Origin of the sequence: Streptomyces sp. 184 (assembly GCF_045781775.1) — a bacterium.
Classification (GTDB): domain Bacteria; phylum Actinomycetota; class Actinomycetes; order Streptomycetales; family Streptomycetaceae; genus Streptomyces.
Window position 1 is genome coordinate 6,535,143 of the sequence record NZ_CP123230.1, and the last position, 22,996, is coordinate 6,558,138.

20 protein-coding genes are annotated in these 22,996 nt (G+C 74.5%); 15 read left to right on the forward strand and 5 right to left on the reverse strand.

Annotated elements, in window-relative coordinates:
• Positions 1 to 11 precede the first annotated feature (11 nt).
• The 3 genes from QBL21_RS27760 to QBL21_RS27770 all read left to right on the forward strand — a co-directional run bounded on the left by QBL21_RS27760 (position 12) and on the right by QBL21_RS27770 (position 3,920).
• Positions 12 to 1,418, forward strand: coding sequence for a PP2C family protein-serine/threonine phosphatase (locus QBL21_RS27760; protein ID WP_407564966.1), 1,407 nt, complete (start codon positions 12 to 14; stop codon positions 1,416 to 1,418).
• A 122-nt stretch (positions 1,419 to 1,540) separates the two neighbouring features.
• Positions 1,541 to 2,896 (forward strand): vWA domain-containing protein, encoded by a 1,356-nt coding sequence (locus QBL21_RS27765; protein WP_407564967.1) that lies wholly within the window; start codon positions 1,541 to 1,543, stop codon positions 2,894 to 2,896.
• A 94-nt stretch (positions 2,897 to 2,990) separates the two neighbouring features.
• A complete protein-coding gene (locus QBL21_RS27770; RefSeq protein WP_407564968.1) occupies positions 2,991 to 3,920 on the forward strand; it encodes an FHA domain-containing protein in 930 nt (309 codons plus the stop codon).
• A gap of 158 nt (positions 3,921 to 4,078) precedes the next feature.
• Here the strand turns inward: QBL21_RS27770 and QBL21_RS27775 are convergent, their stop codons facing one another.
• Positions 4,079 to 4,384, reverse strand: a complete 306-nt coding sequence (locus QBL21_RS27775) for a trypco2 family protein (protein WP_407564969.1) — start codon at positions 4,382 to 4,384, stop codon at positions 4,079 to 4,081.
• Between the two features lie 90 nt (positions 4,385 to 4,474).
• Between QBL21_RS27775 and QBL21_RS27780 the strand changes: the two genes are divergently transcribed.
• The 8 genes from QBL21_RS27780 (at position 4,475) to QBL21_RS27815 (ending at position 14,672) form a co-directional block, all read left to right on the forward strand.
• Positions 4,475 to 5,824, forward strand: coding sequence for a serine protease (locus QBL21_RS27780; protein ID WP_407564970.1), 1,350 nt, complete (start codon positions 4,475 to 4,477; stop codon positions 5,822 to 5,824).
• Positions 5,821 to 8,352, forward strand: a complete 2,532-nt coding sequence (locus QBL21_RS27785; protein WP_407564971.1) for a tetratricopeptide repeat protein — start codon at positions 5,821 to 5,823, stop codon at positions 8,350 to 8,352. Before QBL21_RS27780 ends, QBL21_RS27785 begins: the two co-directional genes overlap by 4 nt.
• Before the next feature lie 24 nt (positions 8,353 to 8,376).
• On the forward strand, positions 8,377 to 9,855 hold the full coding sequence (locus QBL21_RS27790; RefSeq protein WP_407564972.1) for a hypothetical protein: 1,479 nt from the start codon (positions 8,377 to 8,379) through the stop codon (positions 9,853 to 9,855).
• Complete coding sequence (locus tag QBL21_RS27795; protein WP_407564973.1) at positions 9,852 to 10,838, forward strand: hypothetical protein; 987 nt, start codon at positions 9,852 to 9,854, stop codon at positions 10,836 to 10,838. Before QBL21_RS27790 ends, QBL21_RS27795 begins: the two co-directional genes overlap by 4 nt.
• Before the next feature lie 2 nt (positions 10,839 to 10,840).
• Positions 10,841 to 12,115, forward strand: a complete 1,275-nt coding sequence (locus QBL21_RS27800; protein WP_407564974.1) for an extracellular solute-binding protein — start codon at positions 10,841 to 10,843, stop codon at positions 12,113 to 12,115.
• 146 nt (positions 12,116 to 12,261) lie between these two features.
• A complete protein-coding gene (locus QBL21_RS27805) occupies positions 12,262 to 12,987 on the forward strand; it encodes an ABC transporter ATP-binding protein (RefSeq protein WP_407564975.1) in 726 nt (241 codons plus the stop codon).
• Positions 12,984 to 14,051: an ABC transporter permease gene (locus tag QBL21_RS27810; protein WP_407564976.1), complete on the forward strand. Its 1,068-nt coding sequence runs from the start codon at positions 12,984 to 12,986 to the stop codon at positions 14,049 to 14,051. Before QBL21_RS27805 ends, QBL21_RS27810 begins: the two co-directional genes overlap by 4 nt.
• 216 nt (positions 14,052 to 14,267) lie before the next feature.
• Entirely contained in the window at positions 14,268 to 14,672 is a 405-nt protein-coding gene (locus QBL21_RS27815; protein ID WP_407564977.1) for a hypothetical protein, read from the forward strand.
• 258 nt (positions 14,673 to 14,930) lie between these two features.
• Here the strand turns inward: QBL21_RS27815 and QBL21_RS27820 are convergent, their stop codons facing one another.
• Genes QBL21_RS27820 through QBL21_RS27830 form a run of 3 tightly spaced genes read right to left on the reverse strand, consistent with a single transcriptional unit; the run spans position 14,931 to position 16,294 of the window.
• A complete protein-coding gene (locus tag QBL21_RS27820; RefSeq protein WP_407564978.1) occupies positions 14,931 to 15,170 on the reverse strand; it encodes a DUF397 domain-containing protein in 240 nt (79 codons plus the stop codon).
• 42 nt (positions 15,171 to 15,212) lie between these two features.
• Positions 15,213 to 15,425 (reverse strand): DUF397 domain-containing protein, encoded by a 213-nt coding sequence (locus QBL21_RS27825; protein WP_407564979.1) that lies wholly within the window; start codon positions 15,423 to 15,425, stop codon positions 15,213 to 15,215.
• Positions 15,425 to 16,294: a helix-turn-helix domain-containing protein gene (locus QBL21_RS27830; protein ID WP_407564980.1), complete on the reverse strand. Its 870-nt coding sequence runs from the start codon at positions 16,292 to 16,294 to the stop codon at positions 15,425 to 15,427. The genes QBL21_RS27825 and QBL21_RS27830 overlap by 1 nt, the downstream gene beginning before the upstream one ends.
• Positions 16,295 to 16,615: 321 nt before the next feature.
• Here QBL21_RS27830 and QBL21_RS27835 point away from each other — a divergent pair, with 321 nt between their 5' ends.
• Positions 16,616 to 17,158, forward strand: a complete 543-nt coding sequence (locus QBL21_RS27835; RefSeq protein ID WP_407564981.1) for an ATP-binding protein — start codon at positions 16,616 to 16,618, stop codon at positions 17,156 to 17,158.
• A gap of 158 nt (positions 17,159 to 17,316) precedes the next feature.
• Positions 17,317 to 17,787 carry a hypothetical protein gene (locus QBL21_RS27840; RefSeq protein WP_407564982.1) on the forward strand — a complete coding sequence of 157 codons (471 nt, stop codon included), beginning with the start codon at positions 17,317 to 17,319 and terminating at the stop codon, positions 17,785 to 17,787.
• 23 nt (positions 17,788 to 17,810) lie between these two features.
• Here QBL21_RS27840 and QBL21_RS27845 read toward each other — a convergent pair whose 3' ends face one another.
• A complete protein-coding gene (locus tag QBL21_RS27845; RefSeq protein ID WP_407564983.1) occupies positions 17,811 to 18,824 on the reverse strand; it encodes a virginiamycin B lyase in 1,014 nt (337 codons plus the stop codon).
• Positions 18,825 to 18,960: 136 nt separating this feature from the next.
• On the opposite strand from QBL21_RS27845, the gene QBL21_RS27850 reads away from it, so the two are divergent.
• Both QBL21_RS27850 and QBL21_RS27855 read left to right on the forward strand, forming a co-directional pair.
• Positions 18,961 to 19,365: a globin gene (locus QBL21_RS27850; protein ID WP_407564984.1), complete on the forward strand. Its 405-nt coding sequence runs from the start codon at positions 18,961 to 18,963 to the stop codon at positions 19,363 to 19,365.
• Positions 19,366 to 19,497: 132 nt separating this feature from the next.
• Positions 19,498 to 22,962, forward strand: a complete 3,465-nt coding sequence (locus QBL21_RS27855) for an FtsX-like permease family protein (protein ID WP_407564985.1) — start codon at positions 19,498 to 19,500, stop codon at positions 22,960 to 22,962.
• Positions 22,963 to 22,996: the final 34 nt, after the last annotated feature.

Below are 22,996 nucleotides of genomic sequence, written 5' to 3' on the forward strand. Positions count from 1 at the left end.
GAGGAAAGCCCATGGCGAACACACCTCCCGTATCCCAAGTGAGTACGTGCCCCACGTGCGAGGAACCACTGGAGGCGGGTGACCTGTTCTGCGGGGCGTGCGGTGCGGATCTCGCCGCGCCGGCGCCCACGCCGGCGCCCGCTCCCGCGGCGGTCGGACCGGCGGCGGCGGAGCCCGCGGCCCGTCCCAACGGCGCCGCGCCGGCACCGCCGGCCGCACCGCCTGCGCCGCCCGTGCCGCCCGCCGGTCCGGCAGCGGCGCCGGACAGCAGGTCGTCGGAGGGGCAGCGCACCGGCAGTTACCGCATCGCGGGACCCGGGGCCGGCCCGCACGACGGCGGGGACTCCGACGAGTTCCTGCTGGAGGCGCCCGAGGAGGACCCGGAGCACTACCGCATCGTCGAGCCGGTGGCGCCGCAGGGCGCCGACCCGCGCGCGGCGCTGGGCACGGCCGTCGCGCCGGAAGCCGCCGAGCGGCCCGCCGCCGAGCGGCCCGCCGCCGGGCCGGTGCCGCCCGGCCGGCTCTGCATCGCGTGCCGTACGGGCGCGATCGACGCCGACGGCTACTGCGAGCGCTGCGGTCACGCGCAGCCACGCGAGCGGGACCACATGGAGCACGAGGTCGACGGCGTCGCCGCGGTCAGCGACCGGGGTCTGCGCCACCACCGCAACGAGGACTTCTTCGCCATCGCCGACACGACCCTGCCGGGCGGCGCCCCCGCCACGGTCGCCGTCGTCTGCGACGGCGTGTCCTCCGCCGGTCGCCCGGACGAGGCGTCCGCCGCGGCCAGCGTCGCCGCGGGCGCGTCGCTGCGGACCACGCTGGGCCGCGGGCTGCACCCGCAGCAGGCGATGCACGAGGCGCTGCTCGCCGCCGCCGCCTCGGTGAACGAACTGGCCGCGCAGCACTCGCCGCTGAGCAACCAGAACGCGCCGGCCTGCACGATCGTCAGCGCAGTGATCGCCGGCGGCATCCTGACCGTCGGCTGGATCGGCGACTCGCGCGCGTACTGGGTGCCGGACGACCGGGCCGCGCCGTCGGCCCGGCTCACCGAGGACGACTCGTGGGCGGCGCAGATGGTCGCCGCCGGGCTGATGTCCGAGGCGGACGCGTACGCGGACGAGCGCGCGCACGCGATCACCGGCTGGCTGGGCGCGGACGCGCACGAACTCGACCCGCACACGGCGTCCTTCAAGCCGGACGGCCCGGGTGTGGTGATCGTGTGCACCGACGGCCTGTGGAACTACGCGGAGGCCGCGGCCGAACTCGCCGCCGCGGTGCCCCCGGACGCCGCGACCCGGCCGCTGCACGCGGCCCAGGTGCTCGTCGGCCACGCGCTGGACGGCGGCGGCCACGACAACGTAACAGTGGCGGTACTCCCGTTCCCCGGCCCGGCGGGCGGGGCAGGCCCTTCCTGATGGCAGGGGGACGGGGGGTGGCCTGATCCGCCAGGGGGGGGCGGCGCAAGTAACGTGTTCAGCCTCTCATGCCCGGTGAATTGTCTACATAGATCTAAATACCATCAGTGGGAGGGGACGAGATGGCCAACTTCTCGAAGTCGAACGCGCCGGAGTTCTCGGTCGAGGTCTACCAGAACGAGTATCTGCCCGAGGGCGGCCGCGAGGTGAACGCGATCGTGACCGTCGCCTCGACGGGCGGCGGCACGACGGGCGGCATGCCGCTGCCGGCCGCCGATCCGGCGCGTACGCAGTTCGGCTCCGGGGGCCCGGACGCGGGCGTCGTGATCATGGTCGACTGCTCGGGCTCGATGGACTATCCCCCCACCAAGATGCGCAACGCCCGGGACGCCACCGCCGCCGCGATCGAGACGGTACGCGACGGCGTCGCCTTCGCCGTCGTCGCCGGCACCCACGTGGCCCGCGAGGTGTACCCCGGCGGCGGCCGGCTCGCGGTCGCCGACGCCTCGACCCGCGCCGAGGCCAAGGAGGCGCTGCGCAAGCTCAGCGCCGGCGGCGGCACCGCGATCGGCACCTGGCTGCGGCTCACGGACAAGCTGCTGGGCTCCGCCGAGGTGGCGATCCGGCACGGCATCCTGCTCACCGACGGCCGCAACGAGCACGAGTCGCCGGAGGACCTGCGGGCCGCCCTCGACGCCTGCGCCGGCCGCTTCACCTGCGACGCCCGCGGCGTCGGCACGGACTGGGAGGTCAAGGAGGTCACCGGCATCGCCTCGGCGCTGCTCGGCACCGCCGACATCGTCGCCGACCCGGCCGGTCTGGCCGCGGACTTCACGCAGATGATGGAGGCCGCGATGGGCAAGGAGGTCGCGGACGTGGCGCTGCGGCTGTGGACGCCGCAGGGCTCGACCATAAAGTTCGTCAAGCAGGTGGCGCCCACGGTCGAGGAGCTGACCGAGCGGCGTACGGAGGCCGGCCCGCGCGCCGGCGACTACCCCACCGGCTCGTGGGGCGACGAGTCCCGCGACTACCACGTCTGCGTCGAGGTGCCCCCCGCCTCCGTCGGCCAGGAGATGCTCGCCGCCCGCGTCTCGCTGATCCTGCCGCAGCCCGACGGCAGCGCGCAGACCCTCTCCCAGGGGCTGATCCGGGCGGTGTGGACGGACGACATGGCGGCCTCCACCCGTATCAACGCGCAGGTCGCGCACTACACCGGACAGGCGGAACTCGCCCAGGTCATCCAGCAGGGCCTGGAGGACCGCAAGGCCGGTGACATGGACGGTGCCACGGCCAAACTGGGCCGCGCCGTCCAGCTCGCGAGCGCCTCCGGCAACGCGGACACCGCGAAGCTACTGTCGAAGGTGGTGGACGTGGTCGACGCGGCGAGCGGTACTGTGCGTCTGAAGGCCAAGGTCGCGGAGGCCGACGAGATGACACTGGAGACACGGTCGACGAAGACCGTCCGCGTCAAGAAGTGACGAGAGTGAGACAGGGGGATCCACCGAGATGGCGACCTGCCCGAACGGTCACCCGTCAGGAGCCGAGGACTGGTGCGAGGTGTGCGGTATCCGCATGCCGGGCGCCGTCCCGCCGCCGGCCGCCCAGGTCCCGCCGCCGGGCCCGGGGGGCTACGGCTACCCCGGTCCCCCCGCCGGCGAGCCCACACAGGCCGCCGAGCCCTGCCCGTCGTGCGGCACGCCCCGCGAGGGGCAGGCGCAGTTCTGCGAGGAGTGCCGGTACAACTTCGTCACCCAGAGTGCCCAGCCGTACGTCCCGCCGACGATGGCCTCCGGGTTCTCGCAGGGCTTCCACCCGCAGCACCCGCAAGGGCTGGGCTACCAGCCGTCGGGGCCCTCCCAGGTCCACCGCGGTCCCGAGCCGCTGGGCCCGGACACCGGCGCGGCGCAGGCACCGCCGCCCCCGCCCCCGCCGCCGCCGCATCCCGGCATGGGCCACGGCGTACCGCCGCAGGCACCGCCGGTGCAGCCGGACCCGCGGATGGCCGGCGACTTCGTGATCACGCCGCCCAGCTCGGCGCAGCCGCCGCCGCAGCAGCACCACGGGCAGCACTTCCCCGGCCAGGGGCCGCCGCAGCCGGTGGGCTGGGTGGCGGTCGTGGCGCCGGACCGGGAGTACTTCGCGGCGATGATGTCCCGCAGCGGTCCCGAGGCGCACGGGCTGAACCTGCCCGCGTACTCGCCGGAGCAGAAGGTGCCGCTGGTCGGCCCGCAGATCGCGATCGGCCGCAAGCGCCAGTCGACGGGTGAGGTGCCGGACATCGACCTCGCCCGGCCGCCGGAGGACCCGGGGGTCTCGCACAAGCACGCGATGCTCGTCGAGCAGCCGGAGGGCGGCTGGGCGGTCGTCGACCAGAACAGCACCAACGGCACGACCGTCAACGGCGCGGCCGACCCGATCCAGCCCTTCGTCCCGGTGCCGCTGAAAGAGGGCGACCGGGTGCACGTCGGCGCGTGGACGACGATCCGCATCGAGCGGGGCTAGCCGCCCGTTCACCCCGCACGACCCGGACGGCCCGGTCCCGAACCGCTCCGAGCCGCCGGCAGAGGCGATGTCGTACGGACCCCATCCCGTACGTCACCGCCGGACCCGGGCCCCGGCCATCCGGCCCCCGGCCCGCCGCTCGCCTCGACGACGAGGCGTCAGCGGCCGATCGGCCGCTCACCGGCCGCGCCGTGCGGCACCAGCTCCACCTGCATCCGGTGCGTACCCACCCGGGTAGCGGACCCGCCGGCACCCGCCTCCACCACCCCCAGCCGCAGCGACAGGCGCCCCTCCCCCGTGCGGTGCAGCTCCACGGCGAACTCCAGGCTCACCCGGTCCACCCGGAACCTCCAGTCGCCGTCGCTCCGCTCCCCCTCCCGCTCGGCCTTCGCCAGCTCCCGCCGCACCTCGGCGATCGCGTCCGCCAGCCCCACCAACTCGTCGTCCTGCGTCTCCCGTGCCACCCGCGAGCCCCCTCCGCTCCATGACTGTGCGTCATCGTTACGTGCCAGAGTGTAGAGCGGGAGGTGTCCACCGCGTTATCGTCACCGGTCATGGGGGATCGTGCCGGCGCGGACGGGATCGGCTGGCGGCTGCGGCTGCGCGACGGCCGCGGCATCCTCGGCGCGGGCATCCTCATCGCCCCGGACCGGGCCCTGACCTCGGCGCACGTCCTGCCGCACGCCGACGCCGAGTTGACCGTCGACTACGCCGACTACCCGGGCGTCGAGCCCAGCCGCGCCCGCGCGCTGCCCGGCTGCGTCAAGCCCCGCGCCGCGGACCCGGCCGACGGTGACGTCGCGCTGCTCTCCGTCGACCCGCCCCGCCCGGGGGTGCGCCCGGCGCCGCTGCGCCGCATCCCCCGCTACACGGGCTGGACGGTGCGCATGGGCGGCTTCCCCAAGGACCGGGACCAGGGGTTGTGGGTACGGGCCCGGGTGGAGGGCCCGTACGGCGCCTGGTGGCAACTGACCCCGGAGGTCCCGGCGTACGTGGCCACCGAGGGCTTCAGCGGCACGGCCGTCGCCAACGCGCAGTTGGAGGAGGTCTCGGCGGAGCCGCCGCCGGAGCTGCTGGGCATGGTCGTCAGCCGGTTCTACGACGACGAGCGGGTGCCCGAGTTCGAGAAGCGGCACGCGTACATGATCCCGCTCGACCGGATCGCGGCGCTGCTGCCGGAGGTGGACCGGCTCGTCGGCGGCCCCGCGCCGCGCGACGCCGCGCTGTCCGCCGTGGTGCCGGCGCGGCCCGGCACGGGCGTGGACGCCGAACTCGCCGCGCTGCTCGCCGGCTGGGCCGCAGGAGCCGGGCCGCCGGTGCTGCTCGCCGCCGCCCCCGAGGGCTCCGCGCGCGACCTGGCCTTCACCGCCGCGCTCGACCGCGTCGAGATCGCCCTGAACGCCGCCGGGAGCACCGCCGACCACCTCGCGTACGCGCTCGGCGAGCGGCTGCGGCTGCCGGAGCCGTACGGCAGCGCCCTCACCGCCTGGCTGCGCGGCAGCGGCCCGCGGCCCGCCCTGCGCGACTCCGGCCGGCGGCTCGACCTGCCGGTCAAGGTCGCCGTGGCGGGGGTCGACAGGTCCGCGGACCCGGCGGCGGCCCTGGACGTGCTGGGCCGGCTGACGATTCTGGGCGTGCGGCTGCTGGTGGTGCCGCGCGGGTCCGACGGCCGGGTGCTGCGGGAGGCGGAGCGGCGGGTGGAGTGCCCGGCGCTGCGCGCGTACGCCCGCGGCCTGGTCCGCAAGGTGATCGCGCTGGAGCGCGGCAGGTCCGGCCCGCGGGTGGCCAACGGCCGCAACGCCGCGCTCACCGCGCACGACTGCGCCCGCGACCCGGTACGGGAGTTACGCGCGCTGACCGACCGGCTGCACGCGGACATCGCCCGTCTGGAGGGCCCCTCATGACCGACGCGGACGCGGCCGGCGCACCCACCCGCTGCCCCCACCGGATGTTCTCCGGCGCCAACTGCGCCGGCGAGCTGCTGGCCGCGGGCTACTGCACGCGCTGCGGCCGGCACCGCGACGCGCCGCCGCTGCCGGAGCCGGACGGCGGGCCGGCGTATCCCCTGGTGCTGCCGGAGCTGCCCGCCGAGGAGGCGCACGACTCGGTGATCCCCGAGGACGCCCCGCTGGCGTACGGCAAGCGCTGCGGCAACAAGGAGTGCGGCGCCCTGCTGGCGCCGCCGCTGGTGGATCCGCCCGTGCCGAACGAGGGCCACTGCCCGAAGTGCCGGCACCGCTACTCGTTCGTGCCGCGGCTGCGCGAGGGCGACATGCTCGGCCAGTACCGGGTGCTCGGCTGCCTGGCCCACGGCGGCCAGGGCTGGGTCCACCTCGCCGAGAACACCCGCCTGGCCAACACCCAGGTCGCGGTGAAGGAGCTGCTCAACCGGCACGACGAGCAGCTCGCCCGGCTCGCCGAGGAGGAGCGCCGCTACCTCATCGCGCTCGACCACCCCGACATCGTGCGGATCCTCGACTACCTGCGCGAGGAGCGGGAGAGCGCAGAGGAGTCGAGGAACTACATCGTCATGGAGTACGTCGGCAGCAACACCCTGGAGAAGGTCGTCACCGAGGTGCGCCGCGGCCGGCGGGGCCTCGACATAGAGGAGGTCATCACCTACGGCTGCCGGATCCTCGACGCGCTGGGGCACCTGCACGAGCGCAAGGACAAGGAAGGCCCGCTGGCGTACTGCGACATGAAGCCCTCCAACGTCATCCACTACCGCGACGGCCTGAAGGTCATCGACCTCGGCGGCGTACGCCGGATCGGCGAGGCCACCGCGCCCGCGCTCACCGCGGGCTACGCCGCCCCCGAGGTCGACCGCACCGGGCCGACCGTCGCCCACGACCTGCACACCGTCGGCCGCACCCTCCAGGAGCTGGCCCGCTTCGCCGCCACCCGCGACATCCCCGGCACCGGGATCACCTCCTTCCGGTACGTCGTGCAGTGCGCCACGGCGCCGGAGCCGGGTGAGCGGTTCGCGTCCGCCGCCGAGATGAGCGAGCAACTGCGCGGCGTGCTGCGGGAGATCCGGGCGCTGCGCAACAAGCCCGACCGGCCGGAGCCCTCCACCCTGTTCGTACCGACGCGGCGGCTGCTCGACGCGGGGCTCGGCCAACTGCCGCCGCTGCGCCGCTGGCTGGAGCGCACGGTGCCGCGGCGGGGCGCGCGCCCGGTGTCGCAGCCGCTGGACGCCCGGCCGCCGAAGGCGGGCGACGTGGCGCCGGCGCTGCCGGTGCCCCGGCCGCACCCGAAGGACGAGCAGCGCAACCTCTTCGGGCTCTCCTCGACGCACCCGGACAAGAAGCTCCACCAGACGGCGGGCAAGCCGTCCGCCGAGATCTGCTTCCACAACGTACGGCTGCACCTGCGCGCCGCACCGGCGCCCGCGACCCGGAAGGCGGCGGCGGAGCTGGCCGAGGCGCGCGGGATCCTGGCCGGCAGCCCGGACCGGGCGTGGCAGTTGGACTGGTACGAGGGGCTGCTCGACCTGGTACGGGCGCAGGCCGCCGCGGACGGCGGCGGGCCGGGCGCCACCCCGGAGGGTGAGACGGGCCCGGGCGACGCGGTGTCACTCGAAGTGGCGGCGCTGAGCCGGGCGTACGCGCACTACGAGGCGGTCTACCGGCGGCTGCCCGGCGAGTACGCGCCGAAGCTGGCGCTCGGCTACTGCGCCGAGCGGCTGGCCGCCGCCGGCCGGCCCGCGGCGGCGGCCGGGCGCACCGCGGAGGAGCTGCGCAGGACCGCCACCGACCACTACCGCACCGTCTGGTACCGCAACCGCATGCAGGGCAACGGCGCCTTCGGCCTGGCCCGGCTCGCGCTCGCCCGCGGCAGCCGGCAGGAGGCGGTGGACGTGCTGGACAACATGCCGATGGACTCGCCCGACCACGGCGCCGCGTGGATCGCCACGCTGCGGGTCTCGGCCGCGCGGCTGGGTCCCGAGGGCCCGGCGCTGCCGCCGCTGGCCGAGATCGGCCGGGCCCGCGCGCGGCTGGCGGACGCCGCGGACACCGGCAGCGCGGCGCCGCTGCATCTGGCGCAGGAGCACGGGCTGCTGCTGGAGGCGGAGTTCCTGGAGTGGGCGCTCGACCTGGTCACGGAGCCGGGCACGCAGGGCGCGGGCGGCGGCGGTTCTGCGGACGGCGGTACGGGCGGCGCCGGGGGCGGCGGCACGGGCGGCGGCGCCGGGGGCGGCGGCTTCGCGTACGGGCAGCTCTTCGGCGAGCCGTACCGCCCGCGCGCGAGCGAACGCCCCCTGCCCCGCGCCCTGCCGTCCCGGCTGACCGCCGCGCGCGACACCCCCGAGCGGAGCATCCGGCTGCTGCTCGCGGCCTGCTACCGGAAACTGTCCCGGCACTGCCGGGACGACGACCGCGCCAAGCTCATCGAGCTGCACAACGCGGTCCGCCCGCCCACCGTCGCCTGACCCGCCCGCTGGAGGCGATTCCCGATGGACACGCTGCGGTTCGGCGTCACGCTCGCGGACGCCGCGGAGGCGCAGCACCGGCTGCGGGCCGACGTGGCCGCGCACACCGTCGACACCACCGTGGAGGTGACCGCCGAGGGCGCGGGCGGGCCGGTCCCGGCGCCCGCCGACACCGGCGTGGTCGTGGCCCTCGACTTCGCGCCGCACCGGCTGGAGGAGACCCGCCGGGCGGTGGGCGCCGCGATCGCGGCGCTGCCCGACGGCACGTCGTTCGCCGTGCTGCACGGCGGCGGCGCGCCGCGGATCTGCTACCCGTACGACGCCAGCGAGGTCTGGGCGTACGCGGACGACATCAGCCGCAACACCGCGCGGTTCGAGGCGGAGCGGCTGCTGCCCGCCGGGGGCGCGGGCCCGGCGGGCGGCGGGACCGGCGGCTACGCGGCGTGGCTCGACGCCGCCCGCGCGCACGCCGCCCGCGCGCCGCGGCGGATCACCCACCTGCTCGTGGTCACCGACGGCCGGGGCCACGACGACGGCCGCCTCGACGCCGCGATCGACGCCTGTGTCGGCGAGTTGACGTGCGACGTCATCGGCGTCGGCGGCGCCTGGGAGCCGGCGCTGCCGGCCCGGATCGCGACCCGGCTGCACGGCAGGGCGGAGCTGGCGGAGGGTGCGGAGCCGCTGGCCGCCCGGCTCGCGGACATCGCCGGACGGCTGCGCGCGACCCGGGTGCCGGCGGTGCCGGTCGAGGTGCGGCTGCGTACCGGCGTGACGCTGCTGTCGTTCCGCGAGGCGGCCCCCGTCAGCCGGGAGCTGCGGTGCGACCCGCGGCCGGCCGGCGCGGACCCGTGGCGGCAGGTCTTCACCACGCGGCTGTGGGACGCGGGCGCCCGCCGCTACATCCTGTCGGTCGAGGCCCGCCCGGACGGCGACCCGGCCGCCGGGCGGGAGGCCGACATGCTCGACGCCGACCTGCTGCTGGCCGAGGTCTCGCTGGGCCCCGGGGTGGCGGCGCTGCCGGGGCGGGCGGCGGCGACGGTGCGGGTGTGCTGGTCGTACGACGCGGCTCCCGGCCGGGTGCGGGCCCGCGGCGCCAGCGCCACGTACCTGCTGCGCGACGACCTGGCCGAGGCGTTCAACGCCGGCTGCACCGCCATCTCCCGCGGCGACCTGCGCAGGGCACGGGAGATGCTGGGCGAGGCGGCGAAGCTCGCGTACGCGCTGAAGGACCGGGACTTCCTCGACCACGACCTGAACCGGGTCGCCGAGGTGCTGGACGCGGCCAACGGCGTCGTACGGGTACGGGCCGGCGCCACCGTCGACCGGACGGCGGTGCTGCGCAGCCGGCTGTCGCGCGGGCAGGACCGGCCGCTGGACGCCGGCCCGCCGGCGCCCGCCGGCATCCCCTGCCCCGCCCCGGGCTGCGCCCGGGTCTCCGCGGCCGCCGCCGTGTACTGCGTCGTCTGCGGCACCCCGCTGGCCGCCGCCGGGGACCGGCGGTGAGAGCGCGGCTCGGGCGGCTCGTCCGCGCGCTGCTCTTCCCGAAGACCGTCAAGTACCGGCTGCTGCGCCTGCTCACCGCGGTGCTGGTGCTCGGCGCGGCCGGATCCGCCGCGCTGCTCGTGTCGTACGACACCGTGCACCGCGTGCCCGCCGAACTCCAGGCGCGCTCGGTGCCCGCGGTCCAGGACGCGGTCGCGTTCCGCACGGCGCTGCTGGCCGCCGACGCGGAGGTGCGCCGCTCCTACGAGGACGGCCTCATGGACACCGTCGGCCCCGGCGAGCGCTACCGGCAGCAGAGCGGCGCGGCCCGCCAGGCGCTGTCGCGGCTGTCCGACCGGCAGATCGAGGGCGACGACGGCCGCCGGGTCGTCGAGGTGCTGAACGTGCTGCACGACTCGTACCAGGACGCCATAACCGACGCCGCCTACTACCGGGACGCCGCGGACCGGCCGATGCGGGAGCAGAAGCTCTACGAGGCCGAGACGGTGCTGACGCGCGAGGTCACCGGCATCCTCCCGCGGCTCGCCGGCCTCCAGGACCGGCAGCTCGCGAACATCGAGGACCGGACGGACGTGAGCGCCGCCGAGAAGGCCGGCTGGATCGTCGCGGTGGCGGCGCTGCTGCTGCTGGCGCTGGTGCTGCTGCTGGCCTGGCGGGTGCTGTGGCGGTACTGCGGGCGGCTGTTCAGCGGCTGGCTGGCGGTGGCGCTCGTGCTCGTCGGCGTGCTGGCCACGGTGCCGCTGGCGGCGACGTACGACACCCAGGACACGCTGGACGCGATCCACACCGAGCTGGCGGCCGTCGACCGCACCGACGACCGGGACCGCATCGACGCCGGCGCCGCGACCGTGCGCAGCCTCATCGCGTCCACCTCGGCGGCCACCCGCGCGATGCCGTGGCTGGCGGCGGGCTGCGGGCTGGCCGTGGCCTGCGCCGCGGGCGGACTGCTGTGGCGGCTCTACGCGGACTACGGGAAGGACTAGCCATGCCTCGGAGGCCCCGGCTGCGCCGGACGCTCGTGGCGGCGGCCGTGGCGGCCGTGCTCGCCGGCTGCGTCGGCGGCCAGCCGCCCGTCGACGAGGCGGTGGACCGGCCGGTCACGGTGCTCGGGCCGTGGACCGGCACGCAGGAGGACACCTTCGAGGAGCTGCTCGACGGCCGCGACTTCGACTACGTCTACCAGGGCACCGCCGCCCAGCGCGAGGTGCTGCTCTCGCAGGTGCTGGCCGGCACCCCGCCCGACATCGTGATCATGCCGGGCACCGGCGAACTGGCGGACTACGCCGCCGAGGGCCGGCTCCAGCCCCTCGACGGGCGGGGGCTGTACGAGCCGGGGCACTACGCCGCGCCGTGGACGCCGCGGGCCACCGGGGAGTCCGGCAGGCGCGTGTACTGGGTGCCGGTGCGGGCGGCGCTGAAGAGCATCGTCTGGTACCGGGCGGCCGACGGCAGGCCGGAGTCCGTCGGCGCCAGGCAGTGGTGCGTCGGCATGGGCGACGACGGCGCCGCGGGCTGGCCGGCCAGCGACTGGATCGAGGACCTGCTGCTCCAGACCGCCGGGCCGCGGACGTACGCGAGCTGGGCGAGCGGGGCGCTGGCCTGGACGGCGGAGCCCGTGGTCCGGGCCTGGACGGCGTTCGGCTCGGTGCTGAAGTCGGCCGGCAGCGACCCGGCGCGCTGGGCGCTGCTCAACGACCACCGGGGCGCCGCGGGCGCGGAGGGGCTGCTGTTCGGCGGGCGGGAGGGGACCGGCGAGCGGTGTGCGGCGGAGCACCAGGGCTCGTTCGCCCGCGACCTGTACGGGGACGCCGCCGGCCGGGCGGACTACGCGCCCTCGACCCCGTACCTGCCGGGCACGACGGTGCCCCGCGGGCGGGAGGTGAGCGGGGACTTCGCGGCGCTCTTCGACGACCGGGCCAAGGCGCGGGAGGTCTTCCGGTTCCTCGCCTCCCGGGAAGGGCAGCGGGCCTGGGCCGCGGCCTCGGAGTCGCCGCTGTACAGCGCCAACTCCGAGCGGGGCATGCCGCGTCCGGAGGATCCGGTGACGCTGCGGATCGTCCGCGACCTGGAGGACACCGCGCTGCCGCGCTGCCTGGACGCCTCCGACGTGATGCCGCCGGCGGTACGCGACGCGTTCTACAGCGCCGCGCTCCAGTACCTCGCCGCCGACGCCCTCGACCCGCTGCCGTGGCTGCGCAACATCCAGGAGGTGCAGGACTACGAGGAGCGGCGGCCGTGGATGACGGGCATCTGCGGCTGAGACCGACCCGGGCCCCGGCCCGCGCCCCGACCGCGCCCCAGGCCCGCCCTCCGTCCCACTCCCCGTCCCCGTACCGTCCCCGAACTGGGGAAACGGCGGCGCCCCACCCCTCCCGAAGCCGCCGCTCCGGGTCTAGGGTCGGCGGCATGACCGCCGCGATCTCCGTCACCGACCTGCACAAGCGCTACGGCGACGTGCGCGCGGTCGACGGGGTCAGCTTCGAGGTCCGCGAGGGCGAGTTCTTCGGGCTGCTGGGGCCGAACGGCGCCGGCAAGACCACCACCCTGGAGATGGTCGAGGGCCTGCGCCGCCCCGACGAGGGCCGCGCGCTGCTCCTCGGCGAGCCGTCGTGGCCGCGCAACCCCACGCTGCTGCGGCGCATGGGCGTCCAGCTCCAGGCGTCGGCGTTCTTCGAGAAGCTGACCGCCCGCGAGCAGATCCGCACCTTCGCCTCCCTCTACGGCGTCGGCGACGAGCGGGCCGACGCGATGCTCGCCGAGGTCGGCCTCACCGAGAAGGCCGGCACCCGCGAGGACAAGCTCTCCGGCGGGCAGGCGCAGCGGCTCTCGATCGCCTGCGCCCTGGTGCACGACCCCGAGCTGGTCTTCCTCGACGAGCCGACCACCGGCCTCGACCCGCAGGCCCGGCGCAACCTGTGGGACCTGCTGCGCGGCATCAACGCCGCGGGCCGCACCGTCGTGCTGACCACGCACTACATGGACGAGGCCGAGGTGCTCTGCGACCGCGTCGCGGTGATGGACGCGGGCCGCATCCTGCGCATCGGCCCGCCCGCCGAGCTGGTCGCGGAGCTGGCAGTGGCCTCGCTGGAGGACGTGTTCCTCCAGTTGACCGGGCGGGAGTACCGCGAGTGAAGCCGTTCGTCAGCCTGTCGAAGGCCATGGCGCTGGGGCTGCTGCGCGACCGCGCCTCCGTGTTCTTCATCCTCGTCTTCCCGCTGATGTTCCTGGCCCTGTTCGGCGTGCTCTTCAAGGACGCGGGCGTCTCCCGCGCCACGGTGGTGCAGGTCGGCGCCGTCGAGGTGTTCGACGAGATGTCGGCGAAGCAGCGCGCCGGCCTCGACGACGTCCTGGAGATCGAGAAGTCCGCGGACCGGGCCGAGGCGCTGGAGAAGGTGCGCGACGGCGACGCCGACGCCGCCGTGTGGGAGGAGCCCGGCGGCAGGGTGCAGATGCGCGTCTCGGCCGCCGACCCGGTGCAGGCGGGCAGCGTCGGCGGCGTCCTGCGGTCGGTCGTGGACGGGGCCAGCATCGCGGCGACCGGGCAGCCGCCCGCGTACACGCTGACCGGCGGGCAGGTCGAGGACGAGTCGCTCCAGGCCATCCAGTTCTTCACCCCCGGCCTGCTGGGCTGGGCGGTCGCGATGGGCGGGGTGTTCAGCGCGGCGCTCGGGCTGGTCAGTTGGCGCAAGAAGCGCATCCTGCGGCGGCTGTGGCTGGCGCCGGTACGCGCCGGACCGGTGATCTCCGCCCGCCTCGGCGTCAACATGCTGCTGGCCTTCGGCCAGACCGCCATCTTCCTGCTGGTGGCCACCGTGCCGTACTACGGGCTGAAGCTGACCGGCGACTGGTGGCTGGTGATCCCGCTGGTGGCCTGCGGCAGCGTGGCGTTCATGTCGATCGGCTTCGCGATCGGCGCGTGGGCGAAGACCGAGGACGCCGCCAACGGGCTCGCGCAGGTCATCGTGCTGCCGATGGCTTTCCTGTCCGGGTCGTTCTTCCCGATGGACGACGCACCGCCGTGGGTGCAGAACATCTCCGAGGCGCTGCCGCTCAAGCACCTGGTGCAGGCGTCGCAGGACGTGCTCACGCGCGGCGGAAGCTGGTCGGACGCGCTGCCGGCGATGGGCGTGCTGCTGCTGACGGCGGCGGTGTTCACGGCGCTGGCGCACCGGCTGTTCCGCTGGGACGCCTCGTAGCGCATTCCCGGAAGGGCTCACCGGCATCGACCCGGGACCGGTCCCCGAGACGCTGTGGATACTTGCCAGCGCGAAGCGGCGTGGGCGACCGGCGGCACCTTCTTTCGCGCGGGACCTGGTTGGTCGCCGGTCCGGAATGGCTCGGGTTCCTGAATTCGACCGCCGAACGCCTAGGTCCATGTGGTTCCCACATACACGCAGAGGAGAGATTCCCTCATGAAATTCAATCGAGTGGCCGCGGCGACGGCTGGAGCGGCGTTACTCGTCGGCACGCTTGCCGTCGGTGCCGTGCCGGCGGGTGCGACGCAACAGGATGGCAGGACAGCGATGTCCTGCTACGGCGACGCGAAGAGCTTCACCAAGTACCAGGGCGATGTGAGCTACCCGGTGCCGGCGACGGGTAACTACCTGACGACCACCAGCAGTTGCTCCGACATCAACGTCCGGACCGGATGGGACGTGTTCGTGCGGGTGTGCTTCGTGAGAACGGGGTGCCAGGCCGACTGGAAGCGGACCGAGGGCGGAGAGTGGCTCGTGGTGGCCACCAACGTCAGGGACGGCGCGCAGTACTATCTCAACTTCATCACCAAGGATCTCATTACGGGCGGGTACGCCGCGTAGTGCCTGTAATTGCTGAAACGGCAGCCGATGAGCTGATCGTGCGGCTGTGTTTCAGTTCGGGAGGCCGCTGACCTGATGGCGTCTGCCACGCCTTGGTCCGTGGTCTCGGGCAGCGGCGGCGTCGCGGAGGTGAACACCTCCTCTGGGCGACTCGCGTTCGCTGTCGCTCACCGGACAAGTCCGTTGCACGAGAAGTGGCCCGCCCCCCTGTCACGAGTGGGGAGGCGGGCCGCTCCTCATCGGATGCGCCAGGTCAGGTCAGGGCAGGTCGAACTCGTACCTCTTCAGGGCCGCGATGAATCCGTTGAACGCCTCGGGCGTAAACAACAAGGCAGAACCGTCAGGGTCCTTCGAGTCACGAACTGCGATACCGGCATGCGTCTGGGTCACGTCGGCGTACTCGACGCACTGCCCTTCGCTTCCTCCACTGTGTGAGGACTTCTTCCAGATGGCGCCCTCCAGCTCAGGTGACAGGGCACGTCCGACTTTCGTGGTCATTTGCGCAGTCCTTTCAGGTACCCGTCAAGAACATCCCCGCTGTCAGACGTCGAACTCGGCTGCGAACTGAATGAAAACGCTGAACTCGGCAGGGGTGAAAACCAACGAAGAACCGTCAGGGTTCTTGGAGTCCCGAATCTGGATCGCCCTGGCCGTCTCGGCAACCTCTACGCACTGCCCCTGCTCCCCGCCGCTGTAGGACGACTTGTGCCAGGTCAGGCCAGTCTTCTCATCGGTACGGACGTAGCCGGTCATCAAAAGTTCCCCTCCAGGTGAGTGTTGATGCGATCCCGCGACTCGTCCGCGGGAAGTGCGACCTTGGCGATCTCCTCGAACACAACGGAGAGGTCGCTCACTTCGGCTGGGTCATCCAGGAAACTGCCACCCAGGGAGCTATCGATAGAAACGGTCGTGGGCCAGGGATGGCGGAAGTTTAAGATGGTCATGGCCTGGTTTGCAGCCGCGTAAGCGGGCACGTCTACCGGGACAATCTGGACGATGATGTTGGGTTGCCCGGCGTCGTCGGCCAGCTTGCGTAGTTGCTCCTTCATGACCCCCGGAGCGTTGGGGAAGCGGTGAAGGAGAGCGGCTTCGGAGATCAGCGCGTGGAGTTGGACCGGGCTGCCGGGGCGGTGCAGGACTTCCTGGCGCGCCATCCGGATGGCGCTCAACATGCCCGACCTTTCGCGGTTGTCCGGGTGGAGAGGGCTGTTAAAGATCTCCCTGACGTATCCGGGCGCCTGGAGCAGCCCGGGGATGATCGCCGGGTGCTGGACCTGGATCCTCTTCGCCTTCGACTCAAGGGTGATGAAGTCGAGGAGAGCATTGGAGATTTGACCCATGTACGAGGCCCACCAGCCCGCCCCCGGTGCCTCGTTGGAGGCCGCGGCCAACTCGCGAACAGCATCCTCGTCCTCGTGGATGCCGTACGCCTCCAGCATCTTGCGCATGTCGCCTTCGGGCACCCGGTAGATCCCGCGCTCGATGCGGCCTTGCCGCGTGGAGTCCCAGCCGAGCCGCTTGGCGGCTGCGCCGGGCGCGAGGTCGGCTCGTTCGCGGTAATCGCGCAGCAAGCTACCTACGCGGCGCCTCATGACTGGCGGAGGGAGCTTCTTGTGCGTCATGGGGAGCATTGTGCCAGTCACGCGGAGTACTGGCGATAAAACAAGTGTTCTGTCTCTTCGAGCAAGTTGTGCTCGATATTGCAGTCATGCCCTCGTTCGTACGTGCCGGGTCGCTGGCCCGGCGGAGGTCCGTCCTCCGCAATACCCTCCGACGAAGCCGAGGCCGCTGATGCCGAGTCAGAGCAGCCCCCGAACGACCTCCTGTGATGCACCTTGCATCGACGTTCTACGGACGACCAGGGCCTTACGGCGTGACGTTGCGGCCCGCCTGGGGCGAGACCGCGTACCGAAGGCGTCGGCTCCCGCCGGGCGGGTGTGCACATGATCCGGCCCCGGGTCGTGACCGTCGCCGACGTCACCCACGATCTCCTCGCAGCTCGGGCTGCCGCCCGACGCGGCCGTCGACGCGCGTGCGCCGTGCTGCCCGGCGGCTGCGCCACGACGCCCGGGTGTGCGCGGGGCTTCGTCCGGTCCTGGCTGGCCGCCTGGCAGATCCCGCCCGACCAGGCCCACGACACCGTGCTGATCGCCAGTGAGCTGGCGACCAACGCCTGCGTGCACACGGACAGTTCACAGATCATCGTGGCTGTTCAGCTCACCGGCCGGGAGCTGCGGCGGCTGACGGTCAGAGTGATCGACCAGGGCCCGGCCCGGCCGGACTGGGCCGACCGCCAGACCGACCAGACCGACGCATTCGCTCTCTCCGGTCGCGGGCTGTTCCTGGTCGGAGAACTGGCGGATCGGTGGGGCACGGTCCGAAGGCTCGCGGGTACCAGCGTGTGGGCGCAGTTGGCTGTCCCCGCGGCCACAGCGTCGTCGGCGTACGAGCAGTCCGCCGACACGACATCGGGCCGTAGACGATGAACGGCTTCCGTGACGTGCTCGCGAGGTTGCCGTGGGTTCTGGCAGGGGTGCCGACCGGCCGCGAACCACGAGCTTTACAGGCGCCCCCACCCCGCACGCCCGCCGCTATCGCCACGCGTACCGACCCCACGGCACCACGAAGGGACGAGGAAAGAACGATGACCAACGGCAACGTCAAGGGCGCCAAGCAGCAGCAGGTACGGGAGTCGGCCGAGGAACCGCCCGCGGCGGTCCGCGTCACGAGCTTCACCTACGGGCGCGGTCCGATCCCCGCCGCGGACATCACCCTCGACCTGCGTCAGTTCGGCGACTCCTTGGAGCTGGAGCCTGACAGCCTCATCGGCATCACCATCTGTGACACGTGCGCCCCCCTGGTGCCGGGCGCGGACGGTCTTCCAGAGTTGGTCGAGGGCATCGTCCCCGTGGTGCGTGCGTTCCGCAGCGGGCCGGGTGGCGGGCCGGTCACCGTAGCTGTGGGCAGCGTCGACGGCCGGGTGTCCGCGACCGTCGCGACCGCGATGCACCGGCGGTTGGGCCGCCGGGTGCGCGTGACGGTGGAACACCTCCGCCCCACACCTGCCGGAGACCCGGCGCGCCCAGCCGCGGCCCGGCGAAGCCCAGCCGACTGACGGGGCCCCACGCCGGCCCCGGGCTACGGTTCCAGCCGCGCGACCCCTCCCGTCTCAAGGGCCGCCCACAGGGCGCCGTCGGGGCCTACGGTGATGCCGTGCGGCTCGGACGACGGTGACGGCAGACCGTACTCGGCGATCTCGCCGCCGTCGGTGATGCGGCCGATGCGGTTGGCTCCCCATTCGGTGAACCAGAGGTCCCCGGGGGCCGCCGCGACGATGGCGTGGGGTCTGGCCGTGCGGTCGGGGAGCGGGAACTCCGTGATCTCGCCGTCCACCGAGATCCTGCCGATCTGGCCCGCCGCGATCTCGACGAACCACAGGGCGGCGCCGTCGCCGGTGATGCCCACGGGTGCGGCGCCGGGGGTGGGCAGCGGGTGGGTGGTGATGTCTCCATCGACGGTGATGCGGCCGATGGCGTTCGCCTGGTTGAGGGTGAACCACAGGGCCCCGTCGGGGCCCGCGGTGATCGCCGAGGGGTAGGCGCCCGTATGGGGAAGGACGAACTCGGTGATCTCTCCCTCGCAGGTGACGCGGCCGATACGGTCGGTGTTCATCTCGGTGAACCACAGCGCCCCGTCCGGCCCGGCGGCGATACCGAAGGGCCCGCTGTCGGGCGTCGGTACGGGGAAGGATTCCGTCTCGCCGCCGGCGGTGATGCGGCCGATCCGGTGGTCCCGGGACCGGGTGAACCACAGCGCTTCGTCCGGCCCGGGAGTGATGACCGCGGGGCGGCACTCGGGCGAGTCCAGGGGGTACGCGTCGAGTTCGCCGTCGAGGGTGAGACGCGCGATGCGGCCGCTGTGCGCGAAGGTCAGCCACAGCGCACCGTCGGGGCCGGTCGCGATGCCGTAGGGGCCGGCATCCCGGTCCGCCACGGGGATCTCCCTGACGGCCGGGGCAGCAGAAGGGTGCACGGCAAACTCCTCGCAGACGTGGGGGCTGACAAGCGGCACGCCCTCACCGTGTCCGCCGAAGTCCACACCGGAGAGGGCCCCGTCCGCGACGGGGAGTTCGATCTCCGTTCCGGTGACCACCGCACCCTGGCTGCGGGCGGACCGCCGGTGCAACTGCTTTTCCCGGAGAGTCAGGGCAGGGTGGGGGTTCGCGGCCGGCCGGGCCCGGGTCCTACGACTTCGGTCCTCGGCCGGGCGGGATGAGACGATGGGAGCGATGACTGAGATTCCAGTGGGACCGCCGCCGCCGGGGACGTTCTACGAGCAGGTGGGCGGCGAGGAGACGTTCCGCCGCCTCGTCCACCGGTTCTACCAGGGCGTGGCGGAGGATCCGCTGCTGCGCCCGATGTACCCCGAGGAGGACCTCGGCCCGGCGGAGGAGCGGCTGACGCTTTTCCTCATGCAGTACTGGGGCGGCCCGCGCACGTACAGCGACGCGCGCGGCCATCCGCGGCTGCGCATGCGGCACGCGCCGTTCACGGTGGACCGCGCGGCGCACGACGCGTGGCTCCGCCACATGCGCGCGGCGGTGGACGAGCTGAAGCTGCCCGCGGCGCAGGAGAAGCAGCTCTGGGACTACCTCGTGTACGCCGCCGCCTCGATGGTCAACGCCCCCGGCTGACCGGCGGATTCCGCTCCGTACCCGCGGGTTGGGGCCGGTCACGATCAGGTCAAATTCCCTTTCCCCTCGCTACCGCGGCCGATCGTGCTCTGACAGCATCCAGACAATTCGACGGTGGTGTCAGGGGGATGCGTGACGGGGTTCGTTCTGCTGCGGGCGCGCGCCCATCGGCTGCTCCTCGCCGCGGCTCTGCTCGCCGTCCTGCTCACCACCGCCGTACTCGCCACGCTCGCCGCCTTCTCCGGCACCGTCGGCGACGCCGCGCTGCGGCGCACGCTGGCGGGTGACGCGGCGGCCGACGCGGCGCTGACCCTGGAGGCCCCGTATCTGACGGGCGAGGACCGCGCGGCGGCGGCCGAGGCGGTCGGGAAGAACGCGCGCGACGCCTTCGCGGGGCTGCCGGTACGGGTGCAGAGCCTGGACCGCTCCGGGCCGTACGAGCTGCCGCGCCGGCTCCAGCCGCCGGCGGCGCGGGCCGGGGAGGACCCGGACCTGACGCATCTGGGGGCGCTGGAGCGGTCGGAGGTCGCGCTGGCGGCGGGCCGCTGGCCGGGGGCGGCGGAGAAAGCGCCTGACTCCGCTGCCGCTTCGGGCGGTGGCGCCGTGCCGGTCGCCGTGCCGCAGATCGCCGCCGACCGGCTCGGCCTCGCCCCCGGCGACACCCTCACCCTCGCCGGCCGCGGCGACGACGACCCCCCGCTGCCCGTCGAGATCACCGGCGTCTACCGCCCCCGCGACCGCGACGCCCCCTACTGGCTCGCCGACGAACTGCGCGGCAAGGGCGTGCAGCAGGGCGGCTACACCACCTACGGCCCGCTGCTCACCGACCCCGGCTCCTTCGCCTCCGGCCGCGTGGCACAGGCCGCCGGGGCGTGGGTGCTGCGCGGGGACTTCGACACGATGACCGCCGACCGCGCGGACGCCCTGCGCGCCTCGGTGAAGAAGGCGTCCGGCGCGCTCGCGGACGAGCCGGTCTTCGACGGCCGCGCGGTGGCCGCCACCCGGCTGCCGCAGCTCCTCGACGGCACCGAGCGGGCGCTGCTCGTCAGCCGGTCGACGCTGCTGATCGTCGCCCTCCAGCTCGTGCTGCTCGCCGGGTACGCGCTGATGCTCGTCGCCCGGCTGCTCGGCGCGGAGCGCCGCGGCGAAACGGATCTGCTGCGCGCCCGCGGCGGCTCGCGGCAGCGCATCGGCGTGCTGACCGCCGCCGAGTCGCTGCTCCTCGCGCTGCCAGCCGCGATCGCCGCGCCGCTGCTCGCCGGGCCGCTGATCCGGCTGCTGTCCGCGCGGGGCCCGCTGGAGCGGGCCGGGCTCACCCCGGACTCCGCGGCGGGCAGCGGCACCTGGCTCATCGCCGCCGGCTGCGCGCTGGGCTGCGCGGCGGCCGTGGTGGCGCCGACGCTGCTGCGTGGCGGCGGCTCGGACGGGGTGCTGTCCCCGGGCCGTACGGTACGGGCCAGGGCGCTGCCCGCGCCGCTGCGGGCGGGCGCCGACGGGGCGCTGCTGGTGGTGGCCGGGGTGGCGTACTGGCAGCTCGACCGGCAGACCTCCGGCAGCGGCACCCTCAGCGGCGACCGCTCCGGCACGCTGGGCATCGACCCGGTGCTGGTCGCCGCGCCGGCGCTGGCGCTGCTGGCCGGCACGGTGCTGACGCTGCGCCTGCTGCCGCCCGTCGCCCGGCTCGCGGAGCGCCGCGCGGTGGCGGGGCGGGGGCTGCCCTCGGCGCTGGCCGGCTGGCAGTTGAGCCGCCGCCCGCTGCGGGGCGCGGGTCCCGTACTGCTGCTGGTGCTGGCGGTGGCGATCGGGATTCTGGCGCTGGCACAGGGCGCCTCGTGGGACCGTTCGCAGCGCGACCAGGCGGACTTCCACGCAGGCACGGACGTACGGGTCCTGACCAGCCGGCTTCCCGAGCTGGGCCAGGGCGGCATGATGGAGCGCGTCCCGGGCGTGACGGCCGCAGCGCCCGCGGCCCGGTGGGGCATGAGCCTGTCGGGCGGCGAGTCGGCGGAGGTGCTGGCCCTGGACACGGCCGGGGCGGTGGAGGGGCTGCGGCTGCGGAAGGACCTGGCGGACGGCGCGCGGGGCGCCGAGCTGCTGCGCAAGCTCGCCCCACCGGCGGACGAGGCAGCGGACGGGGCGGACCCGGCGGCGTACACCGGGGGCTCCTCGCCCGGCGAGCGGGCGGCGGGGCCCGGAGGGCTGGAACTGCCTGGGTCCCCGGGGGAGTTGCGGCTCGTGGCGCGGCTCGGCGCCGACGCGAGCGCCCGCGGGAGCGCCGCGGTGACGGCGCTCGTCGAGGACCGGTACGGGGCCGCGTACGAGCTGCCCGCCGGCGACCTCCCCGCGGACGGCCGCCCGCACACCCTCACCGCCGACATCGCCGCCGCAGCGGGCGCCCCCGACGGCCGCCCCGCGGGGCCGCTGCGGCTCACCGGGCTCCGGCTCGTACACCCGCAGCCGCGGGACGGCGGGGAGCGGCGGCTCGACGTCGAGCGCGTCGAGGTCGCCAGGCCCCTCGGCGGCGAGGACGGCGCGGAGACCGGCTCCGACGAGGCCCGGGAGGTGCCGGTGCCGGACGGGTTCACCTGGCACGGGCGGGCGACCTCCGAGCCCGAGGCGCTGCCCGAGGAGATCTCCACCGCGGTCGTCGACCGGCCCCGTGCCACCGACCGCTCCGCGCTCTCCGTGCGCTACGACACCGGCGACCAGAGCTACGACTCCTGGAGCGGCCCGCCGCTGGTCACCCTCACCGTCACCGCCGCCCGCGGCCCGACCCCGCCGCTGACCGCGCTGGCCACCGACAGGATGCTGCGGTCCACCGGCTCGAAGGTCGGCGACACCATCAGCGTCCCCGTGCCCGGCGGAAGCCTCTCCGTGAAGATCGCCGGGTCGGTGCGGGAGCTGCCGACCACCGGCCCGGGCTCGCCCGCCGCCGCCGCGGAGCCGTCGCGCGCGCGGTTCGGCGGCGCGCTGCTGCTCGACCTGCCCACCGCCAACCGCGCGCTGACCCAGCGGAGCCTGGCCACGCTGCTGCCCACCGAGTGGTGGCTGACGACGGGGCCGGACGGGACCGACACCACCGTCGCGGCACTGCGCGGCCGCGCCGACACCGACCCCGCCAACGTCCTCGTACGCGACGAACTCGCCGCGGAACTCGGCAGCGACCCGCTCGGCGCGGGCCCGCAGGCCGCGCTCGCCGCCACCGCCGTCGCCGCGGCGGTGCTGGCGGCGCTCGGCTTCGCCGTCAGCGCGGCGGCCTCCGTACGCGAACGGACCCGCGAGTTCGCCGTGCTCCGCGCCCTGGGCGCGCCGCAGCGGCAGTTGGCCCGTACGTTCGCCGCCGAGCAGTCCGTGCTGATCACGCTCGCGCTGGCCGCCGGGACGCTGCTCGGCTGGGCGCTGGCCCGCGCGGTGATCCCGCTCATCACCCTCACCGGCCGGGCCACCCAGCCGGTGCCCTCGGTGGTGGTGGAGCTGCCGCCGGGGTCGGTGGCGGCCCTGCTCGCGGCGGTCGCGGCCGTACCCGTCCTCGTCACCGTGCTCGTCGCGCTGCGCCGCGGCGATCCGGCGACGGCCCTGCGCCTGGGAGGCGAGTGACATGCCGTCCGCACGTGCCGCCGTCCGGCCGGCT

Bases quoted from the DNA above. Each gene is read 5' to 3' on its own strand.
- QBL21_RS27805 (WP_407564975.1), top strand. From the start codon at position 12,262: ATGACCGCCGCGATCTCCGTCACCGACCTGCACAAGCGCTACGGCGAC.
- QBL21_RS27790 (WP_407564972.1), top strand. From the start codon at position 8,377: ATGGACACGCTGCGGTTCGGCGTCACGCTCGCGGACGCCGCGGAGGCG.
- QBL21_RS27840 (WP_407564982.1), top strand. From the start codon at position 17,317: ATGACCAACGGCAACGTCAAGGGCGCCAAGCAGCAGCAGGTACGGGAG.
- QBL21_RS27800 (WP_407564974.1), top strand. From the start codon at position 10,841: ATGCCTCGGAGGCCCCGGCTGCGCCGGACGCTCGTGGCGGCGGCCGTG.
- QBL21_RS27765 (WP_407564967.1), top strand. From the start codon at position 1,541: ATGGCCAACTTCTCGAAGTCGAACGCGCCGGAGTTCTCGGTCGAGGTC.
- QBL21_RS27770 (WP_407564968.1), top strand. From the start codon at position 2,991: ATGCCGGGCGCCGTCCCGCCGCCGGCCGCCCAGGTCCCGCCGCCGGGC.
- QBL21_RS27825 (WP_407564979.1), bottom strand. From the start codon at position 15,425: ATGACCGGCTACGTCCGTACCGATGAGAAGACTGGCCTGACCTGGCAC.
- QBL21_RS27820 (WP_407564978.1), bottom strand. From the start codon at position 15,170: ATGACCACGAAAGTCGGACGTGCCCTGTCACCTGAGCTGGAGGGCGCC.
- QBL21_RS27760 (WP_407564966.1), top strand. From the start codon at position 12: ATGGCGAACACACCTCCCGTATCCCAAGTGAGTACGTGCCCCACGTGC.
- QBL21_RS27835 (WP_407564981.1), top strand. From the start codon at position 16,616: ATGATCCGGCCCCGGGTCGTGACCGTCGCCGACGTCACCCACGATCTC.
- QBL21_RS27815 (WP_407564977.1), top strand. From the start codon at position 14,268: ATGAAATTCAATCGAGTGGCCGCGGCGACGGCTGGAGCGGCGTTACTC.
- QBL21_RS27850 (WP_407564984.1), top strand. From the start codon at position 18,961: ATGACTGAGATTCCAGTGGGACCGCCGCCGCCGGGGACGTTCTACGAG.
- QBL21_RS27780 (WP_407564970.1), top strand. From the start codon at position 4,475: ATGGGGGATCGTGCCGGCGCGGACGGGATCGGCTGGCGGCTGCGGCTG.
- QBL21_RS27785 (WP_407564971.1), top strand. From the start codon at position 5,821: ATGACCGACGCGGACGCGGCCGGCGCACCCACCCGCTGCCCCCACCGG.
- QBL21_RS27830 (WP_407564980.1), bottom strand. From the start codon at position 16,294: ATGACGCACAAGAAGCTCCCTCCGCCAGTCATGAGGCGCCGCGTAGGT.